Below are 25,403 nucleotides of genomic sequence, written 5' to 3'. Positions count from 1 at the left end.
GCGTGTACCTGGCGCCGGGCTTTGGCCACCGTAGCCGCGGCCTGAAGGTTGCCTATGACCGGGGCGTCAGCTCCAGCGATCTGCACGTGACCTACACTGACCCGGTCAGCGGCAGCCAGGCGCTCACGCAGACGTTTGTCACGGTAGAAAGGGCCTAAGCCATGGCAGAGAAGAAGCGCTATGCCTTTGTGATCGACCCGGCCCGCTGCATCGATTGCCGGGCCTGCCTGGTGGCCTGCCGCGCCGAATGGAATACGCCGCCCGGCCAGACGCGCATCTGGGTGCACAGTGATGGCCCGCGCGGCACCTTCCCCAACCTGATGCAGACCTATGTTCCCGCCCAGTGCCACCACTGCGCCGATCCCTGGTGCGTGGATGCCTGCCCGACCGGGGCGACCTTCAAGCGGGAAGAAGACGGTCTTGTCTTGATCGATGAGGAAGCCTGCATCGGCTGCGGGCTGTGCGTCAATGCCTGCCCCTACCAGGCCCGCTTCCGCAATGTCGAGACGGGCAAGGCGGACAAATGCTCGGCCTGCTTCCACCGGCTGGCGGCGGGCGAGCAGCCGGCCTGCGTGGCGACCTGCATCGGCGGGGCGCGGATGTTCGGCGACCTCAACGATCCGGAGAGCACCGTCAGCAAAGCCATCGCCGGGCGGGCCGTTTACCGCCCGATCACGGATGAGGTCAACACCCAGCCAATGACGCTCTACCTGACTCCGCCGGACGCCAGCGCTGTCCAGGTCAATCCTGCACCACGCGATCCGGTGCCTGCGGAGACGTTCTGGCACACTATCGGGCTGCCGGTGGTCAAGCTGGCCATCGCGGCCACGTTTGCCGGGCAGGCGGCAGCGTTCATCGTCCAGCTCCTGAAGGGCGAAAACGAGTACGAAGACGCGTGATGGCGCGATCTTGAGATGGGGATAATCCTATGAGCCACGAAAAACTGACGCTTGAAGAACGTGAAGCCCTGCGCCAGCAAACCCTGGTCAAGCACCATACGGCTAACATCCTGACTCACTGGTTCAACGCCTTTAGCTGGTTACTGCTCCTGCCGACCGGGTTTGCCATCCTGCTGGGCAAGGCGTATCCGTTCGTTCCGCAGGCCTGGAACGACCTGGTACGCAGTATGTTCGGCGGGCTGGCTCCGCTGATCAAATGGCATGCCATCTGGGGGCAAATCTGGCTGTTTGTACTGGTCTTCAACGTGCTGTTCGGCTTCCGCAAGTACTTCATCCCCTTCGCCGCCACCCGCATGTGGATGGACAAGGATGACTGGCGCTGGCTGATGATCCGCCCGCTGCAGATGTTCGGGCTGATGAAAGACAGACCACTGCCGCCACAGGACGCCTACAACGGTGGGCAGAAGCTGTACAGCTACCTGGTGCTGATCGGCACGTTCTTCATCGGCGTGACCGGCCTGATCATGACCTACAGCGAGTTGATCCCGACCAGCCTGCAATGGCTGATCCAGTGGTCGATGCCGATCCACTTCATCGCGGTGGGCGGGGTCTTCGCCGGGGTGATCATTCATGTCTATATGGGTGCGATCATGCCGGAGGAGCGCCAGGCGTTCTTCAGTATGTTCAGCGGCAAGGTCAACGGTCTCTACGCTTACCTGCATCATCGCAAGTGGTACGAGCGCAAGATGGCCGAACAGGCTGCCTGGGAGGATCACTACCAGCGCCAGCTTGCTGCCGCGGAAGCCGCCGGCGAGGAAAGCTCCGCCGCGCCGGAGCCAGTCCCAACAGGAGGCGATCGATGAGCCGCCTGCGCCTGCTGGTGATCCTGGCCGGGCTGGTCATCCTGCTGGCCGGGTGTGCTGAGGCGGCGCCCACACCACGCCCGACCGAGCTTGTGCCGACGCCCGCGCCGGAGCCGACGCTCAACCCGGCGGGCGACGCTGCACATGGGGCCGCCCTGTTTGTCCACTGGCAATGCGCTAACTGCCATGGTGGGAATGCGGGCGGTGGAATCGGGCCATCGCTGGCGGGGACGACGATCAGCCAGGCGGCCTTCACGGCGGCGGTACGCCAGACGCGCCCGCCCAAACCTGCCTTCTCCGAGGCTGAGTTGAGCGAATCTGACGTACGCGACATCTATGTGTGGCTGCAGGGCCTGGAAGCGGCGTCCCAGACGGTTGCTCTGGAAGAAGGGAAACTGCTGGGCATCCAGGTCTATACCAGCAGCGGCTGCGATAGCTGTCATGGTGCGTTTGCTCAGGGTGGCGCAGCGCCAGCCCTGGCCGGTTACTCCTCCAGCGCTGACGCCTTCCTGGAGGCGATGCGTTCCACGACTGGCGATGTGCCGGAGCACGACCTGGAAACGCTGGGAATCGACCTGATGCGCCGCCTGTACACCTGGCTGAAGGAAGGCGCCAACCTGGCCAGCGGCTGCTGATCGCCTGGCTGCCCCGGCGGAAAGACCGTATCATCAGGGAAAGGGCGCGGCGGCGCTGCTGCGCCCTTTCGTTGCTGGTGTTGTGTGAGGAAAGGATATGGAAAGCGCACCCTCTGCGCCTCGATTCCGGCGACGCCTGCCCCGATTGCTGGCGCTGCTGCTGTTGCTGGCCCTGCTGGCGTCGCTATCGCAGGTGCGCGTGCTGTTGCCGCGGGACATCATCGAGATCGTGCCGACCAACACTGGCCAGCCGGAGCGTTGCCTGACCTGTCACCGGGGCATTGAGGCCATGAGCGCCTCCCACCCAACGGAAGCCTTTGGCTGTGTGTCCTGTCATGGCGGTGTAGCCCTGGCGACAGGCGCTGACCAGGCTCACACCGGGATGGTAGTCAACCCCGGCGCGCTGGAGCACGCCGAACAATTCTGTGGCAAGTGCCACGCCCGCCAGATTGTGACCGTGCCGCGCAGCATCCAGGCCACCTACGCCGGGGCGATCGGCTATGTGCGGCGGGCCTTTGGCCTGCAGCCAGACGATACGGCGCACTACGCTGTAGTCGGTATCGATCACCTGGAGCCGTTCAGGACCACAGCGGCGGATCCGCTGCCGCTGCAGCGCTTTGCCGCCGATTGCCTGACCTGCCACCTGCACGCGGAAGCGATCCAGGCCGACTATTTCTATCGCAGCACGGGCTGCTCCGCCTGCCACGTGCTTTACAATGATGACGGTCTGTATCGCGGCGGGGACCCGACCATCCCTGCTGACCAGCCGGGCCACCCTGCCCGCCACGAGTTCACCCTGGCCATTCCCTATACGCAGTGCAACCACTGCCACAACCGGGGTAACTTTGATCTGCGCACCATGACGTACCTGGAACGCGACGATCTGCCCGCCCCGGCGGGTCTTTCCGAGCGGGCGCGGCGGCTGCACGAGTACTACCAGCCGATCGGCCAGTTCACGCTGTGCGAGTGGGAACTGGACTGCATCGATTGCCATACCGGGCGGGAGATCATGGGCGACGCCGTGCTCTACAACAACCGCACCGCCGCCCAGTACATCCAGTGCCGGACATGCCACGGTACGCTCGATTCCCCGCCACTGGAGACCGTGATCAGCAGCGAGGAAGACCTGGGCTACATCCGGGCCAGCCTCAACCCCAACGTTGACCTGGTGCTCGGCGCGACGGTGATCGACACCGGGCGAGGGGAGACCTTCTGGCATGTCCAGAAGGAAGGGGACACCTGGATCGTGACCGGCAAGGCCAGCGGGGAGCGGTATGAGATGCCGCTGGTGATGGGTTCGGGTTGCCAGCAGCAGCCGGATCAGCAGGAAAGCCACTATTGCCATGCCTGCCATGCCTACGACCGGGAGCAACCGCTGGAATGAATCGCCGCGACTTCTTCAAACGCAGCGCCCGGGATATCCAGCGCGTCGCCCGGACGCCACAGCCGGAAGCTCAACCGCTCGCGAACCGCCCGGCAGAACGGCGGACGGCGCCGGTTGCCGGGCGGCCTGACGGGTACCAGCCAGGCGACTTGGTGCTGATCTGGGAGGCACGGGCCTGGCTGGGGCGTGACCGGCTGGGCTTCTACGCCTTCGATGCGGTTTGCCCGCACCTGGGTTGTCTGATCGCCCACGAGGGGGAGGCGCTGGTCTGCCCCTGCCATGGCAGCCGCTTCACCCCGGACGGGCAGCGGCTTTCCGGCCCGGCCCGCGCGGACCTGCCGCATTTTGAAGTCGATCTGGACGAGACCGGGCGGCTGGTCATCCGGCGCGGCACGATCGTCGATCCTGGCGAACGCTTCATCGCCTGAGCAGATGACCCGGAAAACAGAAGGCCGGCTCCCACGGGAACCGGCCTCAGCAGGCATGGCACAGTTCAGGCGCCGACGACCGCGGCGATGGCCTTGAACTCCCCGGCCAGGGCCGGGTACAGGGCGCGGTAGCGTTCGTAGTAGGGCGGATAGAGGGCGGCGTCCGCGCCGGGGGCGGCCCGCCCGGTGATCTGGATGGTCGCCCGGCAGGCCGTGTCAACATTCGGGTACAGGCCCGCGCCGACGCCAGCCAGCAGCGCCGCGCCGAAGGCCGCGCCCTCCGTCGTATTTACTGTCACCAGCTCGGCATTCAGCACGTCGGCCATGATCTGCCGCCACAGGCGGCTCCTGGCCCCGCCGCCGGAGATGCGCACCTGGCGGATTTCCCCCAGCCCGGCCCCCTGTATCAGCGCGAACATGTCCTTGAAGCCAAAGGCCACACCTTCCAGCACGGCGCGGGTCAGATGGGCGCGGGTGTGACGGACGGTCAGCCCGATCCACGCCCCACGCGCCAGCGGGTCGGGGTAAGGGGTGCGCTCGCCGGTCAGGTAGGGCAGGAAGAACAGCCCTTCGCTGCCGGCAGGGATGCCCTCGGCTTCGCTCACCAGCGTATCGAAGGCCGTGCCAGGGGCCAGGGTGTCGCGGTGCCATTGCAGGCTGCCCGCCGCGCTGAGCATCACACCCATGAAGTGCCAGCGCCCCGGTACGGCGTGGCAGAAAGCGTGCAGGCGGCCCTCCGGCTCCACCAGCGGGGCTTCCGTTGCGGCGAAGACGACGCCCGACGTACCCAGCGTCACGGCCACAATGCCCGGTTCTACTGCGCCGACGCCGACCGCCTGGGCGGACTGGTCGCCGCCACCGCCAACGATCGGTGTCCCGGCCAGCAGGCCGGTTTCCGCCGCCGCCTCCACAGAGACGCGGCTGGTGATCTGCGGGCCTTCGTAGGTTGGCGGCAGCCATTCAGCGGGGATGCCCAGTGCCGAGAGCACCTCCGGCGACCAGGTGCGCGTCTTGAGGTCGAAGAGGATCGTACCGGAGCCGTCGGCGCAGTCCATGGCTGGTTCGCCCGCCAGGCGGTAGCGGATGTAATCCTTGGGCAGCAGGATGTGCCGGCAGCGAGCGTAGACTTCCGGTTCGTTTTGCTGCACCCACAGGATTTTGGGCGCGGTGAAGCCGGTCAGGGCGTCGTTGCCTGTGATCTGGATCAGGCGCTGGCGGCCCAGCCGCCGCCGGATTTCGTCGCACTGCGGGCCGGTGCGCTGATCGTTCCACAGGATGGCCGGGCGTAGCACATGCCCATCGGCGTCAAGCATAACCAGCCCATGCATCTGCCCGGTCAGGCCGATGGCGGCGACCCGGCGGCCGTCCGCGCCGGCCCCGGCCAGCGCCTGGCGGATGCTGCTGACCATGCCGCGCCACCAGTCCCCAGGATTCTGTTCCGACCACAGTGGGCGCGGCGTGGAGAGTGTCAGCGGGGTGGAGGCGCTGCTGACCACCCGTCCGGCGGGATCGATCAGCAGGGCTTTGGCCCCGGTGGTAGAGATATCCAGTCCCAACAACAGCGGTTGATCGGTCATCAGGTCTATCCCCCGGGTATGGCAGGAAGCTCGCTTTCTTTGTACCCCAGCCGCCGCCGGAATACCAGATCAGCCCTCTTCCGACCAGGCCTCACAACAGGCAGTTCTCGCGCACCAGCCGGGCCATCTCATAGGCAAAACGGCGGATGGCGTGGATATCGCGCTGCTCTTCAGGCTGGGCGCGCCAGATGGCGATCCTCGCGCTGGGCGCATCCCACATAGGCACCATCTCCGCGGCTTCAAGCAGGTTCACGCAGTATTCCGCCGCCTCAAGAATGTCGTCGGTGGTCTTGGGCTTCTGCATGAACAGCGTGGTCTGCTCGACCCGCAGCGCCTCTTCCACCGCCTTGACGGCGCGATAGGCATGCCCTTCTTTGTTGGCGTTGACCAGAATGCGGTTTTCCGTGCGGTTGCGGAAGAAGCCAAACAGCGCAGCGATCACCGATGGGTCGCGGATAGTGCCGTCGGGGTACACCAGCCCGTGGATATCTCCCCAGAAACCTTCGCTGATCAGGTTGAAGAGGTAGAAGCCAATGTGGTGCTTGTGCAGCAGTTCCAGTTCCACCTCATAGGGATTGGCGCGGCCCACACAACCGGTTTCGGTGTTCAGGATGGGCTTCCCCCATTCTGCGCCCATGGCTTTAGCAGCAAGGATAGCGCCCTCGATCTGGCGGCGGGTGGGGAGGTAATCGTGGAAGGAGATGACATCGACCAGATCGTTGGTCGATACGCAATGCGGCACCGCCTCATGCCCAACGGTTATACAGCCGTCAGGATCGCATCGGCGCACAATCTCACACAGCCGGCGAACATAGCGGCGGATGTTGTCAAAGCGCGCCTGGTATTCCTCCGCCGGGCCGTGGTGCATGTAGTCGTTGCAGAACGGTTCGTTGATGACATCCCACATCAGGATGAAAGGTTCATCCCGGAAGCGCTCAATGAACGCCCTGGCATAGACTTCGGCGCGGGCATACCACGCTTCGTCCGGGTCGCTCCATTCGCGGATGAAGTTGCCATTCCACAGGATCGGCATACTGGACAAACCGTAGCGCCACGCTATGCGCATAAAGTGATCCAGCGCGTCAAAGTAGCTGTCGCCCTGCTGTTCCCAGGTGTCCATGTTCATCCAGAAGCGGATGGAATTCAGCTGCAATCGCTGGCAATACCCCAGTTCTCGTTCCAGCTGTTCCTGCCCGTGCTGGGGACGGGGATTGTGGCATACGCCACGGATATGCGCATAGTCTTTCAACGGTTGCATACGTCTGCCTCCGGCAAGTTCGGTCACAGGCCCTGTTGTAGTGCAATGGCAGCGGAAATGCCAAATTGCGGACGTGCCCCGGTGAGCCGCGGCACAAGATCACATCTGTAGATACGCGTATGGGACCTTTGCTACAATCACGTGAACGTTTACGCCTGTGCCTCTCTATCTTGCCTGGCTAGCGCATATCACTCCGGGTAGGCCCGCCCTGGCCTGGCAGCAACCTGTGCCGCGTAGCAGATACAGCAGGAGAAATCCATGAAACTCACAGTGATCGGTGGCGCCGGGGTACGCTCGCCGCTGCTGACGGCTTCCGCTCTGCGCTGGGCTGGCCGTATCGGCATGGACGAGCTATGCCTGATGGACATTAATGCCGAGAAGCTGGCGCTGCTGGGCGCCCTTTGCCGCTATATTGGCCAGCGTGAAGGCAGCCCGGTGCGCATTACGACAACCACCAGCGCCGATGAAGCCCTGGATGGCGCGAGCTATATCATCACCACCATCCGCGTCGGCGAGGAGCAGGGGCGCGTTCATGACGAGCGCATTGCCCTCAAGCACGGTGTGCTGGGCCAGGAGACCACTGGCCCCGGCGGCTTCGCCATGGCCATGCGCAGTATCCCGGCGATCCTCGGCTACGCCGCGCTGGCGGAAAAACGAGCACCCGGCGCATGGATCTTCAACTTCACCAATCCCGCTGGGCTGGTGACCCAGGCCTTGCGCGATCGGGGTTTTGCCCGAACGGTTGGCATCTGCGATAGCGCCAATGGTGCGCAGCACGAAGCCGCGCGCTTCCTGGGGGTCTCGCCCGATTCGTTACAGGCTGAAGTCTTTGGCCTGAACCACCTTTCGTGGACCAGACAGCTGCTGCATGACGGGCGCGACATCCTGCCTGAGTTGCTGGCGGACGACGCCTTTCTGGCCGCGACCACGCAACGCATGTTCGATCCTGAACTGGTTCGCCACTTAGGGATGTTCCTGAACGAGTATCTGTTCTATTTCTACTATGCCGAAAAGGCGCTGGCCAGCATCCAGGCGGACGAACTGACCCGCGGTGAAGAAGTCCTGCGGCTCAACCGCCAGTTGCTGGATCGCCTGCGGGCAATTGACGTGGAGCGCCATCCTGAGGAAGGCTTACGCGCTTACCTGGCTTATGATCGCCGCCGCGCGGCAACTTACATGCACTACGCCAACCCCGCTGGCCCTTCGATGGAAGAAGCGGATATGGCGGCAGAAGGCCCGATCACGATCTCCATGGAAGGCGGCGAGGGATACGCCGGAGTGGCGCTCAAGATCATCCAGGCGCTTGAAAGCGGCGAACCGGCCCGGACGGCGCTCAATGTGCCGAACGCCGGCGCATTGGACTTCATGCGGCCTGATGATGTCGTCGAAATCTCCTGTGTCATCGAAAACGGCAGCATCCGGACCATCCCGGTTAGCGACGTGCCGGAGCACCAGCAATTGTTGATGCGCAGTATCAAGCTCTACGAACGGCGCGCGGTTGAAGCGACGCTGAATCGTTCCCGGCAGCAGGCGGTTTACGCGTTGATGGCGCATCCGCTGGTGCTCTCCTACTCGCTCGCCCGGACGCTGGTCGATGAATATCTGCTGGCCCACGCTGCTTTCGTCGGGGAGTGGCAGTAGACCTGTCACGTTCCCTGGAGGATGAACGCGATCAGGCTGGCCTCAGCGCCGGTTATCGTACGATCGTTGATCTGGATCCGTCGGGGGGACCGGCAGCCAGCGATAGCAGGTGCCCGGACGGGACGAGAAGCAGCCGGGTCAGGCAACCCGGCTGCGGGAATAGCGTTGGGGCGGTGGGCAATTTCACTGGCGGCATGGATAGGTCACCAGAGGTGCGGGTAGAGAACCGCCCTGCTGGGCCGGGAATTCCGAAGCATGGGGGTGCCATTCCGATGTGATGCTGACTCCGCCGCCCGCCGGGTGCGAGGCCCAGATCAGGAATCGGAGGTGCGGGTCAAAGAGGTGCGTTGGCGACCACACCCTGAACTGCTGGATGCCCAGCCTGCTCTGACGCTCGACGGAGGCTTCGATCTCGCGTAGCAGGTTGGTGGCAATCCCCAGCGGTCCCGCTTCCAGAATTTCTGCGCCAATGCCGATGATCAGACCCTGATAATCAATCCCCCGGCTGATGTCATCCAGGGGGATGATGTCCAGTGTGGTATCGCTGTCCAGCGCTGCCACGGTGACACTGGCAGCGCCCAGCGGCATCACGTCGTCTGCCCCGCCAAAGGTGAGTACGAAGTAGGTGTCGTTGGGGCCGCAGGCCAGGTGCTCAGACCGGGCGAAGGCCGGCGTGGTAAACAGGGTCGGGTCGGATAGCGCATCTGCTGGCGTGGACTTCCCGCTGGCTGCCAGGCTGCCGATATCCGCGCCGGACAGCCACTGACACACCCGGTCAAGGGCCGCGGCGTTGTCATACAGACCGATCGCATCATCGGCAAAAATGCCCTTGTCAGCTTCGAAGCTCCCACCGTAGAAGGATGGCGTGGCGATGAAGAGGATCTCTCCTGCGCCTTTCTGCACGTGAGCGGAGGTGATGATCTCGCCTTCCGGGCCTTCCACAGTCGATTGCACCACGTTCCGGTCACGCACGACGATGTTGTTCGCCAGCCCCTGGTTGACCGCGTCGGGAAGCCCTACCAAAAGCCCGTCCCACAGGGGGGAGAGTGTCTGCCCCTGGTGGGTGACTTGCCCTGAGAACAGGTAGCGGTAATCGGCCATGACTCCGAATCGGTCGCGCAGGACATTGTTCAGGCTGTTGTCGGACATATAGTAGAAGACGAACAACCAGACGACCCTGCCCCCGGCAGAGACAAACTGATCCACTCTGGTCGCCAGGGTATCAAAGTGACCTTCGCCACTGTCGTTGATGATGATCAGGGCGTCTGTGGCCGGATCCAGCAAGGCAATCCGGTCGGCCACAGCACTGAGATCATTACGGTGGCTGGAAGGGAGCAGGTGAAGGTCGCACCCCAGCTGAAAGCCCGCCGCTTCGATGCGCTTGTAATAGTCGCTCCAGCGCGCTGTGACATAGATGGATTTCCCTGTGCCTCCTTGCGCCCCGACTGTCGTGGCGCTCAGCGCGGTTGCCGCCAGAGCGAGCACAACCACCAGCAGGAATGTCCTGCGCATACCACCTGTATCCTTTCGAGAGGATGTTTCAGGCCCCGCCTGTCATCATAGGCGTTCACTGTGGCGCGCAACCGCATGAGGCCCGCGCCCCGGTCACCGGACTGTGTACGCCACCGGCGCACGGCAGGGCAGCGGAGATGGGGGATGAGCCGCCAGCTGGCCGCCGGGTAGTGGACAGCGGCGCATTTTGGGCTACAGTTCGGGTATAGCGTTCTTGCCGCAGTGATCACCCAGGAGGGGAACCGGAAAGATGGTCGGGCAACCTGCTATCTACCAGGCGCGTCGCCAAGCTTTGCTCTCAACAGTCAGCTCCAGCAGCCTGATTCTGATCGATTCCGCCGGGACGGCGCCCAACCCTGTGCTCGCCGACCGCAACCTGTGCTACCTGACCGGCTATAGAGGGCGCGACGCGATCCTGTTGCTGGCGCCGGGCGGGATCATGGTCGAGCACGATGAAACGCGCGGCGGCCCGGAACTAGCGCGGGGGCGGCGTGTCTGCGAAATCCTGTTTGTCAGGGAACAGGAAGCGCATCAGGCGTTCATGGACGGTCATCAGGCCACGTTTGAGGACATCAAGGCGCAAAGCGGTGTGGAGCGGGTTTATCCGCTTTCCCGCCTGGACGCCATCCTCAGCCGGGCGTTGATGGATGCCGGGGAACTCTGGATCAACGTCCCCGGCGCGCCGCCGCTGGATCGACCGCTGTCGCCGTACCTGGCGTATGTTGAGCGCCTGCGGGAGCGTTTCAGCTGGGTGCAGGTCAGGAACATCGCCAGGCAGATCCATAACCTGCGGTTTGTCAAAGACGCGGGGGAAATCGCGGCCTTGCGGCAGGCGTTTGCCGCCCAGAGCGAGATCTTTGAAGCGATCATGCGCGCTCTAAAGCCCGGCGAGAATGAATCGCTTGGCCAGGCGGTGCTGGAATACGAGGTCGGGCGGCGGGGCAAACGGTATCGCTCCATGGCAGCGGAAGCCTACGAGGCTGGCATCGTGGTTGCCAGCGGTCCCAATAGCCTGATCCCGCACTATATGGCCAACAGCCGCGATATTCAGGATGGCGATCTGGTGCTGATCGACGGCTGCATCAGTTATGACGGCTACTATGCGGACATTACCCGCACTTTCCCGGCTAACGGCCGCTTTACCCCCCGCCAGCGGGAAATCTACAGCATTGTGCTGGAGGCTCAGCATGCGGCCTTTGAAGTGCTCAGGCCAGGCGCGACCATCCTGCAGGCTCACCGCGCCATCTATGACGTCTTCAAGCGCTACGGCGTGGAGCAGTACAGCTATGGCAACTGCGGCCATTCGATCGGGCTGACCATTCATGACCCGCATGGCCGCTTTCAGGACGACCGCGAGCAACCGCTTGAACCGGGTGTCGTCCTGGTGATCGAGCCGTTCCTGATGATGCGCGATGATGGCTTCGGCGTGCGTATCGAAGACGGCGTGGTGATCACCGAGCATGGGCACGAACTGCTGCCTGGCCCGGTCAAGGAGATCGACGCCGTCGAGGCGCTCTGCCAGCGTTAGGGGGGGGACAACACCAGGGCAGCCGATGACACACCCCGGCTGCCCTGGCAGGTGGCCTGTTATGGCTGCGCTAGCCCATTGGCACCCAGACCCGCATCGGACCGGTTCCCCGGTTGCCCCACTGGTGGTAGGGGACAAAGTGCAGTTCCACCGGGCGGCGCGGCAGAACGCTGGCGACATGGTGCGGCAGGTAGAGCCGGTTTTCCCAGGCGCTCAGGTCAGGCAGGAAGCCGTACCCGCTGATCAGCACGGTGCCGTCCAGCAGATCGGGACGCGGTTCCACCTGAAAGGCCGTATTGGGATCAAGCTGGGCCTGCAGCACGTTGGTTGCTTCAGGCTGGTCGACCCCTTCCAGGCAATATACCAGCGGCCCGCGCTCCAGGGCCAGCGCCCCACGGCTGGATGACACGTACGGGTGAGCGCGCATGAGCCGTGGAACCATTGGCAGATCCAGCGCGATTACATCGCCGCTCTGCCAGCGCTGCGCCAGGAGCAGGTAGCCTTCCTCAAGCGCGGCCTCGACAGGCTGGCCGTTTAGCTGCACCTGTGGAGCACTGCACCAGTCCGGGATGCGCAGCCGCAGCCGCCAATCGCCGCTTCCAGCATCATCGACCGTGATCCTGACCGCTCCATCCCAGGGATAGGCTGTCTCCATTGTCAGGTGAAGCGGCCCTGCCTCCGGGATGTCGGCGGCGATGGCGGCCCCGGCGTATTGGTGCACCTGCAGCTCCCCGGCGCTGACCGTGACCAGGTAGCGGTTGAGCGAAGCGATCAGGCGCATGACGTTGGGCGGGCAGCAGGCACATTGGAACCACGGCTGGCGGACATGCGCTTCCCGTACAAACAACGGGTTGACGTAGAAGAAGGTCCGGCCATCCAGCGAAACGCCGCTCAGAAAACCGTTATAAAGGGTGCGCTCGATCAGTGCGGCGTAACGCGCCTGGCCGGTGATCCGCAACATGCGCCAGTTCCACATGATGCTGGCGATGGCCGCGCAGGTCTCGCAGTAGCCGGTGTCATCGGGGAGTTCATAGGGTTCGCCAAAAGCTTCGTCGAAATGGCGGGCACCAGCGCCGCCGGTGATGTACATCTTGTGGCTGGTGAAGTCATGCCATTGCCGATGCAGGGCATCCAGCAGCGCCTGTTCGCCGGTTTCCAGGTAGAGATCGGCCATGCCGGAAGTCAGGTATATGGCGCGGACGGCGTGGCCTTCTACGCGGTCGTTGTCGCGCACCGGAACGCGATCCTGGTAGTAGGAGGGGCTGAAGTAAGCCCAGCCTTTCATCGTGTTCTTGCCGCGCTCGTTGATGAAGAACTCCGCCAGAGCCAGGTAGCGGATCTCACCTGTCTCGCGGTACAGCTCGATCAGGGCCAGTTCCACGCCCTGGTGGCCGGGAGCTTCCTCCCGCTTGCCCTTGCCAAACACGGTATCAATGTGATCGGCAAAGCGGCAGGCGATATCCAGCAGCCGCCGGCTGCCGGTGGCGCGGTGATGGGCCACGGCGGCCTCGATCAGGTGCCCGGCGCAATATAGCTCATGATCATGCGCCTCGTTCGTCCAGCGGTTTTCCGGCTTGAATTTGATCTGGTAGTAGCTGTTGATGTACCCGTCTTCCATCTGGGCGGCGGCGATGAGATCGATGGCGGCATCGACCTGCTGGCGGAGAGCCGGATCGTCGGCTTTGGCCAGTTCGTAAGAGGCCGCCTCCAGCCACTTGTAGACGTCTGAATCCTGAAAGCGCATCCCGCGATGCTCACCGGATTTCATGCCAGCAGCGATGCGCAGATTGTCCAGCGCTCCGGATTCCTCCAGCATGGCAAAGCCATGGGGCAGGCTATTGTGGCGGTTGACGGCCTGTTTGCCCTTCCAGAATCCGGCCTGGATATCCACGGCGGTCAGGGGCAGCGCGTGCAGGCGCTCAAAATGACTCACATGCGTATGACCGGGTAGGGTGACCATGTACCTCATCCTTCACGAATAGAGGCAACTACGATTACTATACAGGCAAGATTGCAGCCATGACTACGGGGCAACCGCGCACAATTTCAGCACTAATCCGACTTAAGGCTGGCGAGACGAATTGCCCGGTCAGCCGGGCGGCTGCCGGATAGGGGGAAAGCGCCGCCGGGGCGCGCCTACTGGGTATTGACGTGCATGTGGGCGTACTGCTTGCGGTAAGCCCGCGGGGTGCTGTGCATCAACCGTTGGAAGACGCGCCGGAAATAGTTGGTGTCAGTATAGCCGCAGGCCTTGGCGATCTCTTCGACGATCATGTCTGTGTCAAGCAGGTAGCGACAGGCGACCTTGATCCGGCGGCGGTGGATGGCTTCCGTCAGCGTACAGCCGTAGGTTTTGCGGTAAACCCGCCCCAGGTAGTCGGCGTTGTACCCTAACGCTTTGGCCACATCGCCGGCGGTGATCGGTTGGTCGTAGTTGAGCCGGACGAAGGTATGGGCGCGGGTGGCCAGCAGACTGGTCGAGTCGGAATTCTCCTTGCCGGGGCTGGTGTGCCGGGCAACTTCCAGCAGCATCAGCATGGTCAGCCAGTTCGCCTGGCTCTGCTGCAACTGCCCGGTTTCCTGTTCGTCCAGGAAGTACCGGAAGAGGTACTCCAGCCGATCCGGGCGCTCCACCTGTTTGACCTGGGGAATCTCAACGACAGCGTCAGCGGTCTCCGGACAGGGGAAATCCGGCGTAATTTCGAAGTGAATCCAGTAAAACTCCAGGTTAGGCGGCATATCCCCGACACTGCCGTGGCGTTTCCGCGGTTGCAGGTGCAGGGTCTGGCCTTCGGAGAGGGAAAAGACATGGTCATCTTCCCACATCTCCAGCGTGCCGCGCTTGATGAAGATCAATTCGTGGGAGAAGATGACGCGGGTGGGGTGCCTGCCATTGCCGCGTGAAATGAACAGTCCAGCGTTCTGCGCCCTGATGGGGCAATTCCTGCTCAGCCGCAGCATATCCCCCCTCCGGGGGCTAAAGTCGGTTTTGTGCTGATATTATACGTATTCGCTTGTAGTCAAGCAATTGAAAGCTCCCTAGAATGATCATTGGGGGAAGGTCGAAGTTGACATTGAGGGTGATACCTGCTGCTCGTGCAGACAGGGCATAAGTGTCCGCCCTGGCGGCGATTCTGCGGTCAGGACCCTGATTTTTCCCCCAGTCGGTGGCTGTTCAGGCGTCTATCCGGCACTGTTACATGCCAGAGCAGGATGTTTGTGGATAGGCTCCTGGTTGGTTCCGGGGGCGTCTGCCTGCCCCCATGGTGAAGGGAAAAGCGGCAGTGACAGCCACAGGAGAGTGCGTCCCGCTTCAAAGCAGCCTTCCGGGGCGAATCTGGCGCGTGCAGCAACCGGCACGCTTTCCGGCCTGGCAGCTGGCAGTCAGGCCGGGCGTCCCCGTTTGTGACTTCCCTGGTGTGTGGTGTGAAACGTGCATCGCGGTGATGCACAGAGCGCGTGCCCTGCCCGGCACGCATCCGTCCGGTTTCAGCGCACCTAGCATGAGTTAAGGAGAAGAGGGATGGCCAGGACAAGATTGTCTCGTCGCGACTTCATCAAGCTGATGGGAGTTTCGGCGGCGTCGGCTGCGGCCGGGACGCAATTCCTCAGGGGCGGTCCGGTCTTTGCGGCGCCCAACCGACAAGGCCCTACCACGATCACCTTCATGGGGTGGGGCGACGTGGCAGAAGATGAAGGGGTGCGGGCCGCCATCGCGGTGTTTGAGGCCGAGCAGGATGAAGTCCGCGTCACCTGGATGCATACGCCAGATAACTACAATGAGAAGCTGCTGGCGAATGTCGCCGCCGGGACGCCGCCTGATACTGCTTTCATCAGCCAGTCGCAATTCAGGACACTGGTGCATGACGGCCTGACTACCGACATCACCGACTTTGTCATGAGCGATCCGCTGCTGAGCCAGGAAAACTACTTCGTTCAGCCGCAGGAGACGCAACGCTGCACCGACGAAAACGGTCGCTGGCACGGGATTGGCTCCACCTGGACGGCCAATCACCTGTTCATTAACAAAGACCTTTTTGAGGAAGCGGGCATCGAACCCCCTGATTTTGATGATGACAAGATCTGGGACTGGGATACCTTCCTGGAAGCCGCGCGCCTGCTGACCAAGGATGCCAATGGCCGCCACCCCGGCGATGCCGGCTTTGATCTCGACAATGTCGTTCAGTGGGGCTTCTACTACGACACGAGCTGGTGGATGACCTTCGACCAGCTGGCCAAGGTCAACGGCGGTGCGCTCTCGGATGGCCAGCTGCTGACGCTGGACACCCCGGAGGCGCTGGCCGGCATCCAGGCCTTTGCCGACCTGATTCATGTCCATCACGTCATGCCGCAGGCGGTGTTCTTCAACGAGCTGGGCATGAGCGCCACGCAGATGCTCGATACCCGGCGTCTGGCTATGGTGCTGGATGGCTCGTGGGCGCTGTCCTACATGTATGTCGTGCCGTCGCTGGGTGTAGGGCCGGTGCCGGTGCTCAGCCCCAATGGGCAGGCCTCCGGCCAGGGTCACCTGCACTGCATCCTGAAGGGCACTCAGAAGGTCGAAGCGTCCTGGAAGTGGTTGCGCTTCCTGGCGACGCCGTTCTACCAGACCCATTTCTGCAAGCTGGGCCTGTGGATCCCCAACCAGACTGCCATGCTGACGGAAGAGGGCATGGACGAGTGGATCACGGAGGGCATGCACCCGGCCAACTATCGCAAGTTCGTGTCCGAGTACATCCCCAAGCACATGAGTCCGACCCTGGTTCCGGCGGGCTTCCCACGCGCGCAGTCGATCTTCTACCCGGCGCTGGAGCGGGTCATGAATGGCGAAGGCCCAGCTGCAGAGCTGATCCCGCCTGCCGTTGCGGAAGCGAACGCCATCCTGACTGCAGAGTACATCAACGCCTAGCGGCAGTGTAAAAGAAGCAACGGGGAAGAAGCGGGCCTGAGGATTAGCCCCTTCTTCCCCCTCTTATTGGCCTTACAGCCAGGAATACCCACCATGACCGCGACCAGTTCTACTGCACCCACAGCCGGAGGCAGGCCAGCAGGTGGTTTCGGTTGGTTACAAAACCTGACGCTGTCCCAGCGGCGGACAATCACCGGCTACCTGTTCATTTCGCCGTTTATCCTGGGGTTCTTCCTGTTCTTCATCCTCCCGGCGCTGACAGCGGTGTATCTGGTTTTCACCCGCTGGAACATGATTGCGGAGCCGCAATTCGTTGGGCTGAAGAATTTTGAGGATCTGGCCAAAGACGCCTTGTTCTGGCAGTCGCTTAAGGTCACCTCGATTTATACGTTTGCCTCGGTGCCGCTGGGGCTGACAATGAGCTTTCTGCTGGCGTTGCTGATCAACACCAAGATTCGCGGCATCGCTTTTTTCCGGACGATCTACTACCTGCCCAGTATTGTGCCGGCGGTAGCCAATGCCGTGCTGTGGGCCTGGATCTTCAATACCGAGTTCGGCCTGCTGAATGTCGTCCTCAGGGCGATCGGCCTGAACAAGGTCAAGTGGCTACAGGAGCCGGGCTGGGCGCTGGTGGCGATGATCGTCATGAGCCTGTGGGGCGTGGGCAGCGCCATGATCGTCTTTCTGGCTGGCCTGCAGGGCATCCCGGATATCTACTACGAAGCTGCGGAGATCGATGGGGCTGGCCGCTGGCAGAAATTGCGTTACATCACCATCCCGGTGATGTCGCCGGTGATTTTCTTCAACCTGATCATGGGCATCATCGGCTCATTCCAGGTGTTTACCGCCGGTTTCCTGATCACGGACGGCGGCCCGCAGAACGGCACGCTGTTCCTGGTGCTATACATTTACCGCAACGCCTTTGAGTACCTCAATATGGGGTACGCTGCCGTGCTGTCCTGGGTGCTGTTTGGCATCATTGCCATCTTCACCTTCCTGGTTTTCAAGTACTACGGCAGTCAGGTTTACTACGAGAATGTATGACATGGGAAACAGCATGAGCACAACGATCTCCACCCGGACGGCGCAGGCACACTTCAGGGAGAAGTACCTCAGCGTCGATTTTATCTGGCGGCTGGCCACGATCGCGATCCTGATCGCGGTTGCGATTGTGATGTTTTTGCCGTTTGTCTGGCTGGTGAGCAGCTCGCTCAAGCAACAGCACCAGATTTTCCAGTACCCACCCCAGTGGATCCCTAACCCGGTGCAATGGGACAACTACGTCAACGCGCTGACCTACAAGCCGTTTCACCTCTACCTGCGCAACAGCCTGCTGATCATTATCCTGAATGAGATTGCCACGCTGGGGACGGCCTCGCTGTGCGCCTATGGCTTCGCCCGGCTGCGCTTTCCGGGCCGCGATTTCTGGTTCGCTATTGTCATCGGCACGATGATCATGCCGTACGTGGTGCTGGTCGTGCCGACCTTCATCCTGTTTTCGCGCCTGGGCTGGGTGGATACCTTCCTGCCGCTGACTGTCCCGCAATTCTTTGGTGGGGGATCGTTCTACATCTTCCTGCTGCGCCAGTTCTTCCGCACCATCCCGGAGGAGCTTTCCGATGCTGCCCGTATCGACGGGGCTGGCGAGTTCGAGATCTTCTGGCGGATCATGTTGCCGCTGGCCAAGCCGCCACTGATTACGGTGGGTATCTTCACTTTCCTGGGATCGTGGAACGATTTCTTCGGCCCGTTGATCTATCTCAATTCGCCGGACAAGTTCACAGTAGCGGTCGGTCTGGCCACCTTCCGCAGTGTGCTGGCCACCCGCTGGGAACTGCTCATGGCGGCCTCCACGGCCATGATTGTCCCGGTGATTATCCTGTTCTTCTTTGCCCAGCGTTACTTTATCAAAGGTATCGTCATGACCGGGCTGAAGGGATAGGCGGGACGCTGGCGGCGTAAAGACCGCCCCCGCTTGCAGGCGCTGCGGTAGGACACGGGCTGCCACATGTCCCTGTGGGGGGCAGATGGCAGCTCTGTCTTTGGTACGGGAAGACGGGTGATTCGTCTGGCTGGCGTTACCCGCGCAGGGTCATCAGGTAAGCGATCAGGTCGCTGAGGTCCTGCGGGGAAAGATAGGCGGCGTACCCGGTGAACATGCTGACGTGATAGCCGGGGATGACATGGCTGGCGGGATGGAGGATGCTTTCTTCAAGGTACTGTGCCGCAGTCATGCCGGGGATGCGCTCCGCGGCGCGGGAGGCGATCCCGGCCAGGTTTGGCGCCAGGCTAAAGCCCGCGCTGCCTGCGGCCACCTGGTGACAGGCCGAACAGGGCGGCGCGCCTTCCACGCCTATCCGGAATACCTGCTCGCCATGCGCCGGATCGCCTTCCATCGCCGGGGCCGGTCTACCTGCCAGGTGCGCCAGGAAGGTGTTTGCGCCGGAGCAGCCCATCAGAGCTAGCATAGTCAGTATCACGGTTGCGACAAAGCGTCTGGTTATCATTGTAGTCATCTTATGGGTATACAGGCGGATCATCCCTCCCCGGTTGATCCGCCTGCATTTCTAGTCGGCGCTACGTAAAAATATGAGCACCTACATGGGCAACTTGATGACTCCGCCGGTCATCCCGGGGCCGAGCGGGATGGTGCCGAAGCTGACGTACAGCGCGCCATCCGACCCCTTGGCCAGGCCAAACGGCGCTGGCAGCCCTTCAGCGACAGGTGTGGCGCCGGATGAATCGACCATGATAACCCGGCCCGGTCCGGGGCCGGCCTCACCAAAGATCACCAGTTCGACCGCGTACAGGGTATCGCCATCAAGCAGGATGTCGCTGACGGCGTTCAGGCCGCTGTAGGTGTGCACCAGCTGGCCGCCTGACCAGTGCTCGATCTTGGCCGCGCCTGGCGCCAGGCCAGCGCCCAGGAAACCGACGTACAGATCCCCGTTCGCCGCGACTTCAACCGAGGTGGGCACGGGGTTATCGGGCCACACAGCGACCAGCTGCAGGCCATCCGCCTCCGTCCAGGACAGCAGATCATTGCCCCCGGCGTCGGTGATATAGAGCGTGCCATCCGGCCCCCAGGCAATGTCGGAGACATTGGTGTCATAGCCGTTGCCATCCGGATCATTGGCGATTTCAAAGGGTTGCAGGTTGATCACGCGGCGGACCCGCAGGGTCGCTGCATCAAGTTCAACCACCGAGTCGGTCCAGAAGGCGCCAAACGCACCGGCGCCGGTGCCGCTGAAGACGACCCACAGGGAATCCCCGTGGGGAATAGCCCGGTAGACGCCGAGCGTTTCGGTTCCAGTGTTGTAGCTTGGCAGGCCGGCGACAAAGTCTGTCGCTGTGCCGTTGGCAGCGACGGAGATCACCCGCCCGCTGAGGCCCATCTTGACGGTCGATTCGCCTTCCGGACCCGGCAGGACGGCTTCTACCGTGCCACCTTCACCGGCGTCGGCGATGAGCAGGTTGCCGCTGGAGTCAAAGGCCAGGCCGCGCGGCGCACCCAGATTGGCTATCACTACTTCGCCAGGCAGGGGCGGGCCGCCCTGCGCCGATGCCTGCGCTGCTACCAGAGCCACTAACAAGATCACCGACGCCAGAACTACGATCTTACGAAACATGAAACTATGCTCCTTTGTCTTTGAAGAGAAGAGACTGTCTTTGCTGCGATGTTGCGACGATGGAACAGACACCCCCTTTGCTGACCCTGGCCAGCAGAACAAAGGCTGCGAAATCTCATATTTTAGATGAGATATATCCATTATACTGTGAATAAGCAACTTACGCAAATGACAACCCGGCAAAATCTGCGGCAACTCTGGCAGGGGGGGGAGCAGCAGCGGAGACCGGGGGGGGCCGGAAGGTCAGGTGGTCAGGAGCGGTCGGGAGATTTGACCGCTGCAGGGGGATACAGTGTCGCCAGCCGGGTGTTTATTCGCCAAGCTGAGTCCTGATCGCCGCCAGCAGCTCGTCCAGGTCGTAGGGCTTGGCGATATAATCAACTGCCCCCAGTTCCTTGCCGCGGCGGACGAAGATCGGATTGTTGTGGGCAGTCAGCAGGATCACGGGGATGGCTGCAGTCTGTGCATCCTGCCGTAAGCCGGCGATCACATCAAACCCGTTCAACATGGGCATGGTGATATCGCAGAGAATCAGGTCCGGTTTATAGCGCTTTGCGGCAAGCAGTCCTTCCCGCCCGTTATCGGCTCCGAACGCTTCATATCCCTCAAGCTTGAGGATGGTCAGGAGATCGGACTGCAGGTTTTTGTCGTCATCGATGACCAGTATCTTTTTCATAATCCCCCCTTTTCAGCGTGTGAGAGATACATGCTGATGCCGTCAGGCTTTTCTTTTCGCTGGTTGGGGAATACTCACAGTGAACGTGGTTCCGATTCCTTCCTGACTCTCGAAGGTGATGGTGCCGCCATGCAACTCGACCAGTTGCCTGACGATCGCCAGGCCCAGACCGGTGCCGGGGGTGAAGCCCACATTGGGGGCGCGATAGAACGATTCAAACATATGCGCTTTGGCATCCTCCGGGATGCCGATGCCTCGATCCTGGATGCGGAATGTCACGACGTCCGGCTCACAGTCCACAGTGAAGGTGATCGTGCTCCCTGCGGGAGAATACTTGATCGCGTTGGAAAGGAGATTGCTGAGAATATGCCATAACAGCTTGACATCCAGCAATGGAAGAACGTCAGCACCCCGGCAAGAAAAATCAATAAAGTGCGTCGCATCACTTGCCTGGCTGACTTCCGTGATGATGTCCTGGCAGCAGGTAACCAGGTCTACCGGGGCAGGGTTGCAGGTAAGCTTGCCAGATTCAGCCCGCCCGAGAACGAGGATATCATCCAGTAGCTCCACCATACGTCTGACGCTATCCCGTATCGCGGCGTACTTTTCCTGCTTCTTCTCCTGGGACAGGCGATCCCAGTAACGCTCCAGCAATGTGACCGCGCTCTGAATAACGGCCAGGGGGTTGCGCAGGTCGTGGGCAGCCATCGACAGGTAGCGCGATTTCATCTCATTCATCTTCATGGCCTGTTCCATGGCCTGGCGGAGCTGCGCTTCCAGTTGCTTGCGCAGGCTGATATCGCGCAGGGTGCATATGATGCCCGCCAGGCGTCCCCCCTGTTCGACGATGGGGGAAAGCGCGATGTCGGCGTCAAAGGTATTGCCCGATCTGGTGCATACCGCGGTGGCTTCCAACCGCCCCGGCTGGCAGGTCTCGAGGACGGCGGCGAGGGCCTGTTCCACCTGCGGCGCCTGGTCAGGCAGGAACAGCGCAACAAATGGCTGGTTCAGCATCTCTTCCACCTGACATCCGAAGGTCGCTTCAAAAGCCGGGTTGGCCTGGCTGATGGTGCCCTCCGGGCGGCACAGGATGATCACGTCGCTGCTGCTGTTGAGGATGGCCTCGGTGCGCTCTTTAGCGTGGTTGAGCTGGGCGGTGCGTTCGATGACCCGTTGTTCCAGTTCGTCTGCATAACGCTGAACCTGTTCGAAGAGCCGGGCGCGCTCGACGGCGACTGATGCCAGATCGGCAAACATCTTCAGGTGGTCAGCGTGATTCTCGTTGAAGAAGTTGGGGGTATGGCTATTCAGATTCAGGAAGCCGATCAGTTTGCCGCGCGCGTGGATGGGCGCACCGATGTGGGACCTGATCCAGCCGGTCAGCGGTTCGGGCCTCCAGTCAGCATATTGACTGGTGTCCGCGATCAGGACAGGCCGGCCGGTAACCGACATCTGCTGCAGGTTCCGGGTCTGAGACACGGGGAAGCATATGTTGTGCAGGGCGGGGGCGATCTCCGGCGGGTAGCCACGCCAGTAGACGATCCGCGCCTGGTCTTCCGTGATCAGCATGATATCGGCGGCATCGTGGGGGATGACCTGCGCGATATTCTCCAACAGGGTGGCCATCACATCTTGCAGGTCGGAAGTGCCGATCAGCGCTGCGGCAGTGGCGCGCAGGGCCTCAGTCAGCCGGTGATGTTCACGCTCGGCCTCCTCCGCCTGCCTGCGTTCGACGATTCGCCAGACCGAATCCATCAGCAGGGCAAGTTGCGTGGCGTCGGCCGGGGTATAGTCCGGTTCGCGATTACCCACCCCGGCGACCGCGACGATCTTCTCCCCGCTGAAGACCGGGACGCTCATCTGCCTGGTCAGGACGACTCCTTCTGCCGGGGAGGCCAACGGCAGCAATACTGGATTCGTGTTGACCACGACCGGCGCGCGCTGGCGGATGACCTGCTGACAGAGGTCTGTGACATCCGGCATGCCGGTGGTCGGCGCTGCGGGCATAGCGGCTGCCTGCTGCGCTTCCCCGAACCAGGTGGTCAGGGAGAAGGTCTGGCTATCTTCGTCATAAAGGCACAGGTAGCCGATCTGGCTCTCCATCAGCCGGGCAGCTTCATTCAACGCATGTTCCAGGAGTTGCTGGATGCTGGCGATGTCATTCTGGGAGAGATGGACCAGGCTTTGCAGCCGCGCTTCGTTGAGCCGCACCTGAGCCTCGGCCAGCACGCGGTCGGTGATGTCGTGAACGATGGAATAGAGCATCTTCTGGCCGTGAATCTCAATCGGCCCACTGTAGACTTCCACATTCCGGATCGTGCCGTCAGCGCGGCGATGCTTGAACAGGAAATGGTTGCGCTCCTGCGCTTTGGCGCGTTGCATCTCAGCACGTATTTCGTCCGGCGGGAGCGTATTGATCTGGTCGATTCGCATCTGGCGGAGTTCATCCCGCGTCCAGCCGTAGTAGGCGCTGGCCGCCGGGTTGGCATCGATGATCGCCCCGGTAGCCGGATCGATGATCAGCATCACGGCATGGTTGTTCTCAAAGAGGCTTCTGTAACGCTCCTCGCTCTCGCGCAACGCCTCCTCCGCCCGTTTGCGGGCGGTAGTATCCCAGATTGTCGACAACATCAGGTCGGTGCCGCGAATCGGGGTGTAGGCAGCGCTGATGTAGGTTGTTTCTTCGCCCTCACGGGTGATCGGCACATCTTCCCAGTACATGCGTTCCGGATCGCCGCTGGCAATATCTTCCAGCACGCGCTGCCGGATCGCTTCCCGGAAGGCGGCGTCCTGGTAAACGGCTTCCCAGAAGGCGTCAGGCTTGCTGAGCGCCTCCCGCGTGGTGCGGTACAACCTGACGAAGTTGTCGTTGATGTAGTCAAACGTGACGTTGGGGGTGGCGGAGTTGACGGCCACGCCGATGGGGAGGTTATCCAGAATGGTCCTGATGTATGCTTCGCTTTCCTCCAGCGCCTTTTGCGCTGCGCGCTCTTCCGTTTGATCCCGGAAGACCAGCACCACGCCGGTGATGTTGCCGTCGATATCAAAGATAGGCGCGCCGCTGTCGGCGATGGGGATTTCCCGGCCATCTCTGGCCAGTAACAGGGTGTGGTTGGCCAGCCCGACGACGATCCCTTCCTGCAGGACTCGCTGTACCGGGCTGGCGGCCGGCTGGCGTGTCTCTTCGCTGACAATCCGGAAGACCTCCTCCAGCGGTCTGCCCTGGGCTTCGTCCCGGCGCCAGCCGGTGAGCGCCTCAGCAACCGGGTTGAGCAGTTCCACCCGCCCTTCGAGGTCGGTCACGATCACGGCGTCGCCAATGCTCAGCAGCACTGCCCTGTAGCGGGCTTCACTTTCCTGGCGCGCCTTTTCCGCCCGGTAGAGATTGCGGTAATGCGCTTTTTCGTTGCGCTGCCAGATCATGCCAATCAGCATGATCGCCGTCGTCACACTCCCCAAAATCAGGCCCAGAATCAAGACAGCACGGGTATCCCATTCGGCCAGGATTTCCGCCCTGTCCACCTTGGCGACTATGTGCCAGGATGAACCCGGGATGGCCCGCAGGTAGGCGATCACGTCGACTCCGCGGTAGTCTTTCCCTTCGAAGGCGCCTTCTTCCCCCAGCACCGCTCTGACCGCCGGAACGTCCATCTCGGTCAGGGGGATGCGCAGGGTAAGCGCTGTGCCGGAGCGGTGGCGCAACTCGTTCAGGAAGAGCGCGGAGTCGCCATCCCGCCGCACGAGCAGGGTTTCGGCGCTCTGGCTGAGCGTGGGCCAGGATTGAATCAGGGGGTAGAGGTAATCAGCTGCGTTGCTGCGGAGGATCACCGCGCCTATCGGTTCAGCACTGGTTGCTCTGCTGGCGAACAGCGGGGCGATAACATCAATGTGGGGCGGCGAACCCACCGAATCGACGTGCAGGTCGGTCAACGCCGGCCGCCGCTCACGCCAGGCGGTAGCCAGGGCCTGGGCGCTCTCCCCGGGGAGGGGGGTCAGGTCTCCGCTCAGGCTCAGGCGGACGGTACCCGCTGCATCGACCAGAAGCACATCATCATAGCTGTCGTACTCCTGCAGGGCACGAAAGCGGGTGAGGAGAGCCTCAATAGCCGAGTCCTGAGGGTTGTTCATCCAATACTGCACGACTTCGCTGAAGAGGGTCTCGCTGAACGCGGCGGCGTCCGCCAGATGGTCCTGTCGCCACGCCATAATCTGGTCGACCTTCAGCCGGGCAATGGTTTGAAGTTCCTGTCTGGCCATATTCAGCAGGTGCTGGTACTGGGTGTAGTACAGCACGCCGCCCCCGGCCAGCACACCGAGCAACACCAGGACCAGAATCACCATCAGTGAACGGGAAGGCAATGGTCGAACCATATGGGGGTAGTCCTTGCAGTCAGAGCAGCGTTTGCCGGCGTAGTATGCGCCTATTCACCCCTGCCGCACCTACCGGAAGACTCGGGGCCAGTC

At 62.2% G+C, this 25,403-nt stretch carries 20 protein-coding genes; 11 read left to right on the top strand and 9 right to left on the bottom strand.

The window, feature by feature from the left end; genetic code table 11:
- The 6 genes from HPY64_09955 to HPY64_09930 all read left to right on the top strand — a co-directional run.
- The coding region (locus HPY64_09955) for a hypothetical protein (GenBank protein ID NPV67455.1) at window positions 1–158 on the top strand (158 nt) is incomplete at its 5' end.
- Window positions 159–161: 3 nt separating this feature from the next.
- Complete coding sequence (locus tag HPY64_09950) at window positions 162–899, top strand: 4Fe-4S dicluster domain-containing protein (protein ID NPV67454.1); 738 nt, start codon at window positions 162–164, stop codon at window positions 897–899.
- A 29-nt stretch (window positions 900–928) separates the two neighbouring features.
- Window positions 929–1,762 (top strand): hypothetical protein, encoded by an 834-nt coding sequence (locus HPY64_09945; protein ID NPV67453.1) that lies wholly within the window; start codon window positions 929–931, stop codon window positions 1,760–1,762.
- Entirely contained in the window at window positions 1,759–2,397 is a 639-nt protein-coding gene (locus HPY64_09940; protein ID NPV67452.1) for a cytochrome c, read from the top strand. The genes HPY64_09945 and HPY64_09940 overlap by 4 nt, the downstream gene beginning before the upstream one ends.
- Before the next feature lie 97 nt (window positions 2,398–2,494).
- Window positions 2,495–3,781 carry a hypothetical protein gene (locus tag HPY64_09935; GenBank protein ID NPV67451.1) on the top strand — a complete coding sequence of 429 codons (1,287 nt, stop codon included), beginning with the start codon at window positions 2,495–2,497 and terminating at the stop codon, window positions 3,779–3,781.
- Window positions 3,778–4,209 carry a Rieske 2Fe-2S domain-containing protein gene (locus HPY64_09930; GenBank protein NPV67450.1) on the top strand — a complete coding sequence of 144 codons (432 nt, stop codon included), beginning with the start codon at window positions 3,778–3,780 and terminating at the stop codon, window positions 4,207–4,209. The genes HPY64_09935 and HPY64_09930 overlap by 4 nt, the downstream gene beginning before the upstream one ends.
- 65 nt (window positions 4,210–4,274) lie before the next feature.
- On the opposite strand, the gene xylB is transcribed toward HPY64_09930, so the two are convergent.
- Both xylB and HPY64_09920 read right to left on the bottom strand, forming a co-directional pair.
- Window positions 4,275–5,786: a xylulokinase gene (gene xylB / locus HPY64_09925; GenBank protein NPV67449.1), complete on the bottom strand. Its 1,512-nt coding sequence runs from the start codon at window positions 5,784–5,786 to the stop codon at window positions 4,275–4,277.
- A 91-nt stretch (window positions 5,787–5,877) separates the two neighbouring features.
- Window positions 5,878–7,044 (bottom strand): DUF4038 domain-containing protein, encoded by a 1,167-nt coding sequence (locus HPY64_09920; GenBank protein ID NPV67448.1) that lies wholly within the window; start codon window positions 7,042–7,044, stop codon window positions 5,878–5,880.
- Window positions 7,045–7,302: 258 nt separating this feature from the next.
- Between HPY64_09920 and HPY64_09915 the strand changes: the two genes are divergently transcribed.
- Window positions 7,303–8,685 carry a 6-phospho-beta-glucosidase gene (locus HPY64_09915; protein ID NPV67447.1) on the top strand — a complete coding sequence of 461 codons (1,383 nt, stop codon included), beginning with the start codon at window positions 7,303–7,305 and terminating at the stop codon, window positions 8,683–8,685.
- 183 nt (window positions 8,686–8,868) lie between these two features.
- Here HPY64_09915 and HPY64_09910 read toward each other — a convergent pair whose 3' ends face one another.
- Window positions 8,869–10,197, bottom strand: coding sequence for a hypothetical protein (locus tag HPY64_09910; protein ID NPV67446.1), 1,329 nt, complete (start codon window positions 10,195–10,197; stop codon window positions 8,869–8,871).
- A gap of 250 nt (window positions 10,198–10,447) precedes the next feature.
- Between HPY64_09910 and HPY64_09905 the strand changes: the two genes are divergently transcribed.
- On the top strand, window positions 10,448–11,725 hold the full coding sequence (locus HPY64_09905; protein NPV67445.1) for an aminopeptidase P family protein: 1,278 nt from the start codon (window positions 10,448–10,450) through the stop codon (window positions 11,723–11,725).
- A 70-nt stretch (window positions 11,726–11,795) separates the two neighbouring features.
- On the opposite strand, the gene HPY64_09900 is transcribed toward HPY64_09905, so the two are convergent.
- Complete coding sequence (locus tag HPY64_09900; protein ID NPV67444.1) at window positions 11,796–13,685, bottom strand: glycoside hydrolase family 127 protein; 1,890 nt, start codon at window positions 13,683–13,685, stop codon at window positions 11,796–11,798.
- Window positions 13,686–13,861: 176 nt separating this feature from the next.
- Entirely contained in the window at window positions 13,862–14,686 is an 825-nt protein-coding gene (locus HPY64_09895; GenBank protein ID NPV67443.1) for a helix-turn-helix transcriptional regulator, read from the bottom strand.
- Between the two features lie 562 nt (window positions 14,687–15,248).
- Here HPY64_09895 and HPY64_09890 point away from each other — a divergent pair.
- The 3 genes from HPY64_09890 to HPY64_09880 all read left to right on the top strand — a co-directional run bounded on the left by HPY64_09890 (window position 15,249) and on the right by HPY64_09880 (window position 18,576).
- Entirely contained in the window at window positions 15,249–16,634 is a 1,386-nt protein-coding gene (locus HPY64_09890) for an extracellular solute-binding protein (GenBank protein ID NPV67442.1), read from the top strand.
- Window positions 16,635–16,727: 93 nt separating this feature from the next.
- A complete protein-coding gene (locus HPY64_09885; protein ID NPV67441.1) occupies window positions 16,728–17,678 on the top strand; it encodes a sugar ABC transporter permease in 951 nt (316 codons plus the stop codon).
- Window positions 17,679–17,808: 130 nt separating this feature from the next.
- Window positions 17,809–18,576 carry a carbohydrate ABC transporter permease gene (locus HPY64_09880; protein NPV67440.1) on the top strand — a complete coding sequence of 256 codons (768 nt, stop codon included), beginning with the start codon at window positions 17,809–17,811 and terminating at the stop codon, window positions 18,574–18,576.
- A 136-nt stretch (window positions 18,577–18,712) separates the two neighbouring features.
- Here HPY64_09880 and HPY64_09875 read toward each other — a convergent pair whose 3' ends face one another.
- The 4 genes from HPY64_09875 to HPY64_09860 form a co-directional block, all read right to left on the bottom strand.
- The gene (locus HPY64_09875; GenBank protein NPV67439.1) at window positions 18,713–19,141 is read right to left on the bottom strand and encodes a c-type cytochrome; all 429 of its coding nucleotides are present in this window, start codon (window positions 19,139–19,141) and stop codon (window positions 18,713–18,715) included.
- Between the two features lie 90 nt (window positions 19,142–19,231).
- Entirely contained in the window at window positions 19,232–20,263 is a 1,032-nt protein-coding gene (locus HPY64_09870; GenBank protein ID NPV67438.1) for a ScyD/ScyE family protein, read from the bottom strand.
- A gap of 310 nt (window positions 20,264–20,573) precedes the next feature.
- Complete coding sequence (locus tag HPY64_09865) at window positions 20,574–20,939, bottom strand: response regulator (protein NPV67437.1); 366 nt, start codon at window positions 20,937–20,939, stop codon at window positions 20,574–20,576.
- A gap of 42 nt (window positions 20,940–20,981) precedes the next feature.
- Window positions 20,982–25,310, bottom strand: coding sequence for a PAS domain S-box protein (locus tag HPY64_09860; GenBank protein ID NPV67436.1), 4,329 nt, complete (start codon window positions 25,308–25,310; stop codon window positions 20,982–20,984).
- Window positions 25,311–25,403 lie beyond the last annotated feature (93 nt).

The sequence above is a fragment of the Anaerolineae bacterium genome, from assembly GCA_013178165.1.
In the GTDB taxonomy this organism is placed as follows: Bacteria; Chloroflexota; Anaerolineae; order Aggregatilineales; family Ch27; genus Ch27.
Note: the sequence above shows the minus strand (reverse complement) of the source record. Positions and strands in the feature narration are given on the sequence as shown.

Bases quoted from the DNA above. Each gene is read 5' to 3' on its own strand.
- HPY64_09890 (NPV67442.1), top strand. From the start codon at position 15,249: ATGGCCAGGACAAGATTGTCTCGTCGCGACTTCATCAAGCTGATGGGA.
- HPY64_09885 (NPV67441.1), top strand. From the start codon at position 16,728: ATGACCGCGACCAGTTCTACTGCACCCACAGCCGGAGGCAGGCCAGCA.
- HPY64_09875 (NPV67439.1), bottom strand. From the start codon at position 19,141: ATGATAACCAGACGCTTTGTCGCAACCGTGATACTGACTATGCTAGCT.
- HPY64_09930 (NPV67450.1), top strand. From the start codon at position 3,778: ATGAATCGCCGCGACTTCTTCAAACGCAGCGCCCGGGATATCCAGCGC.
- HPY64_09870 (NPV67438.1), bottom strand. From the start codon at position 20,263: ATGTTTCGTAAGATCGTAGTTCTGGCGTCGGTGATCTTGTTAGTGGCT.
- HPY64_09910 (NPV67446.1), bottom strand. From the start codon at position 10,197: ATGCGCAGGACATTCCTGCTGGTGGTTGTGCTCGCTCTGGCGGCAACC.
- HPY64_09920 (NPV67448.1), bottom strand. From the start codon at position 7,044: ATGCAACCGTTGAAAGACTATGCGCATATCCGTGGCGTATGCCACAAT.
- HPY64_09950 (NPV67454.1), top strand. From the start codon at position 162: ATGGCAGAGAAGAAGCGCTATGCCTTTGTGATCGACCCGGCCCGCTGC.
- HPY64_09905 (NPV67445.1), top strand. From the start codon at position 10,448: ATGGTCGGGCAACCTGCTATCTACCAGGCGCGTCGCCAAGCTTTGCTC.
- HPY64_09935 (NPV67451.1), top strand. From the start codon at position 2,495: ATGGAAAGCGCACCCTCTGCGCCTCGATTCCGGCGACGCCTGCCCCGA.
- HPY64_09940 (NPV67452.1), top strand. From the start codon at position 1,759: ATGAGCCGCCTGCGCCTGCTGGTGATCCTGGCCGGGCTGGTCATCCTG.
- HPY64_09895 (NPV67443.1), bottom strand. From the start codon at position 14,686: ATGCTGCGGCTGAGCAGGAATTGCCCCATCAGGGCGCAGAACGCTGGA.
- HPY64_09900 (NPV67444.1), bottom strand. From the start codon at position 13,685: ATGGTCACCCTACCCGGTCATACGCATGTGAGTCATTTTGAGCGCCTG.
- xylB (NPV67449.1), bottom strand. From the start codon at position 5,786: ATGACCGATCAACCGCTGTTGTTGGGACTGGATATCTCTACCACCGGG.
- HPY64_09945 (NPV67453.1), top strand. From the start codon at position 929: ATGAGCCACGAAAAACTGACGCTTGAAGAACGTGAAGCCCTGCGCCAG.
- HPY64_09915 (NPV67447.1), top strand. From the start codon at position 7,303: ATGAAACTCACAGTGATCGGTGGCGCCGGGGTACGCTCGCCGCTGCTG.
- HPY64_09865 (NPV67437.1), bottom strand. From the start codon at position 20,939: ATGAAAAAGATACTGGTCATCGATGACGACAAAAACCTGCAGTCCGAT.
- HPY64_09860 (NPV67436.1), bottom strand. From the start codon at position 25,310: ATGGTTCGACCATTGCCTTCCCGTTCACTGATGGTGATTCTGGTCCTG.
- HPY64_09880 (NPV67440.1), top strand. From the start codon at position 17,809: ATGTTTTTGCCGTTTGTCTGGCTGGTGAGCAGCTCGCTCAAGCAACAG.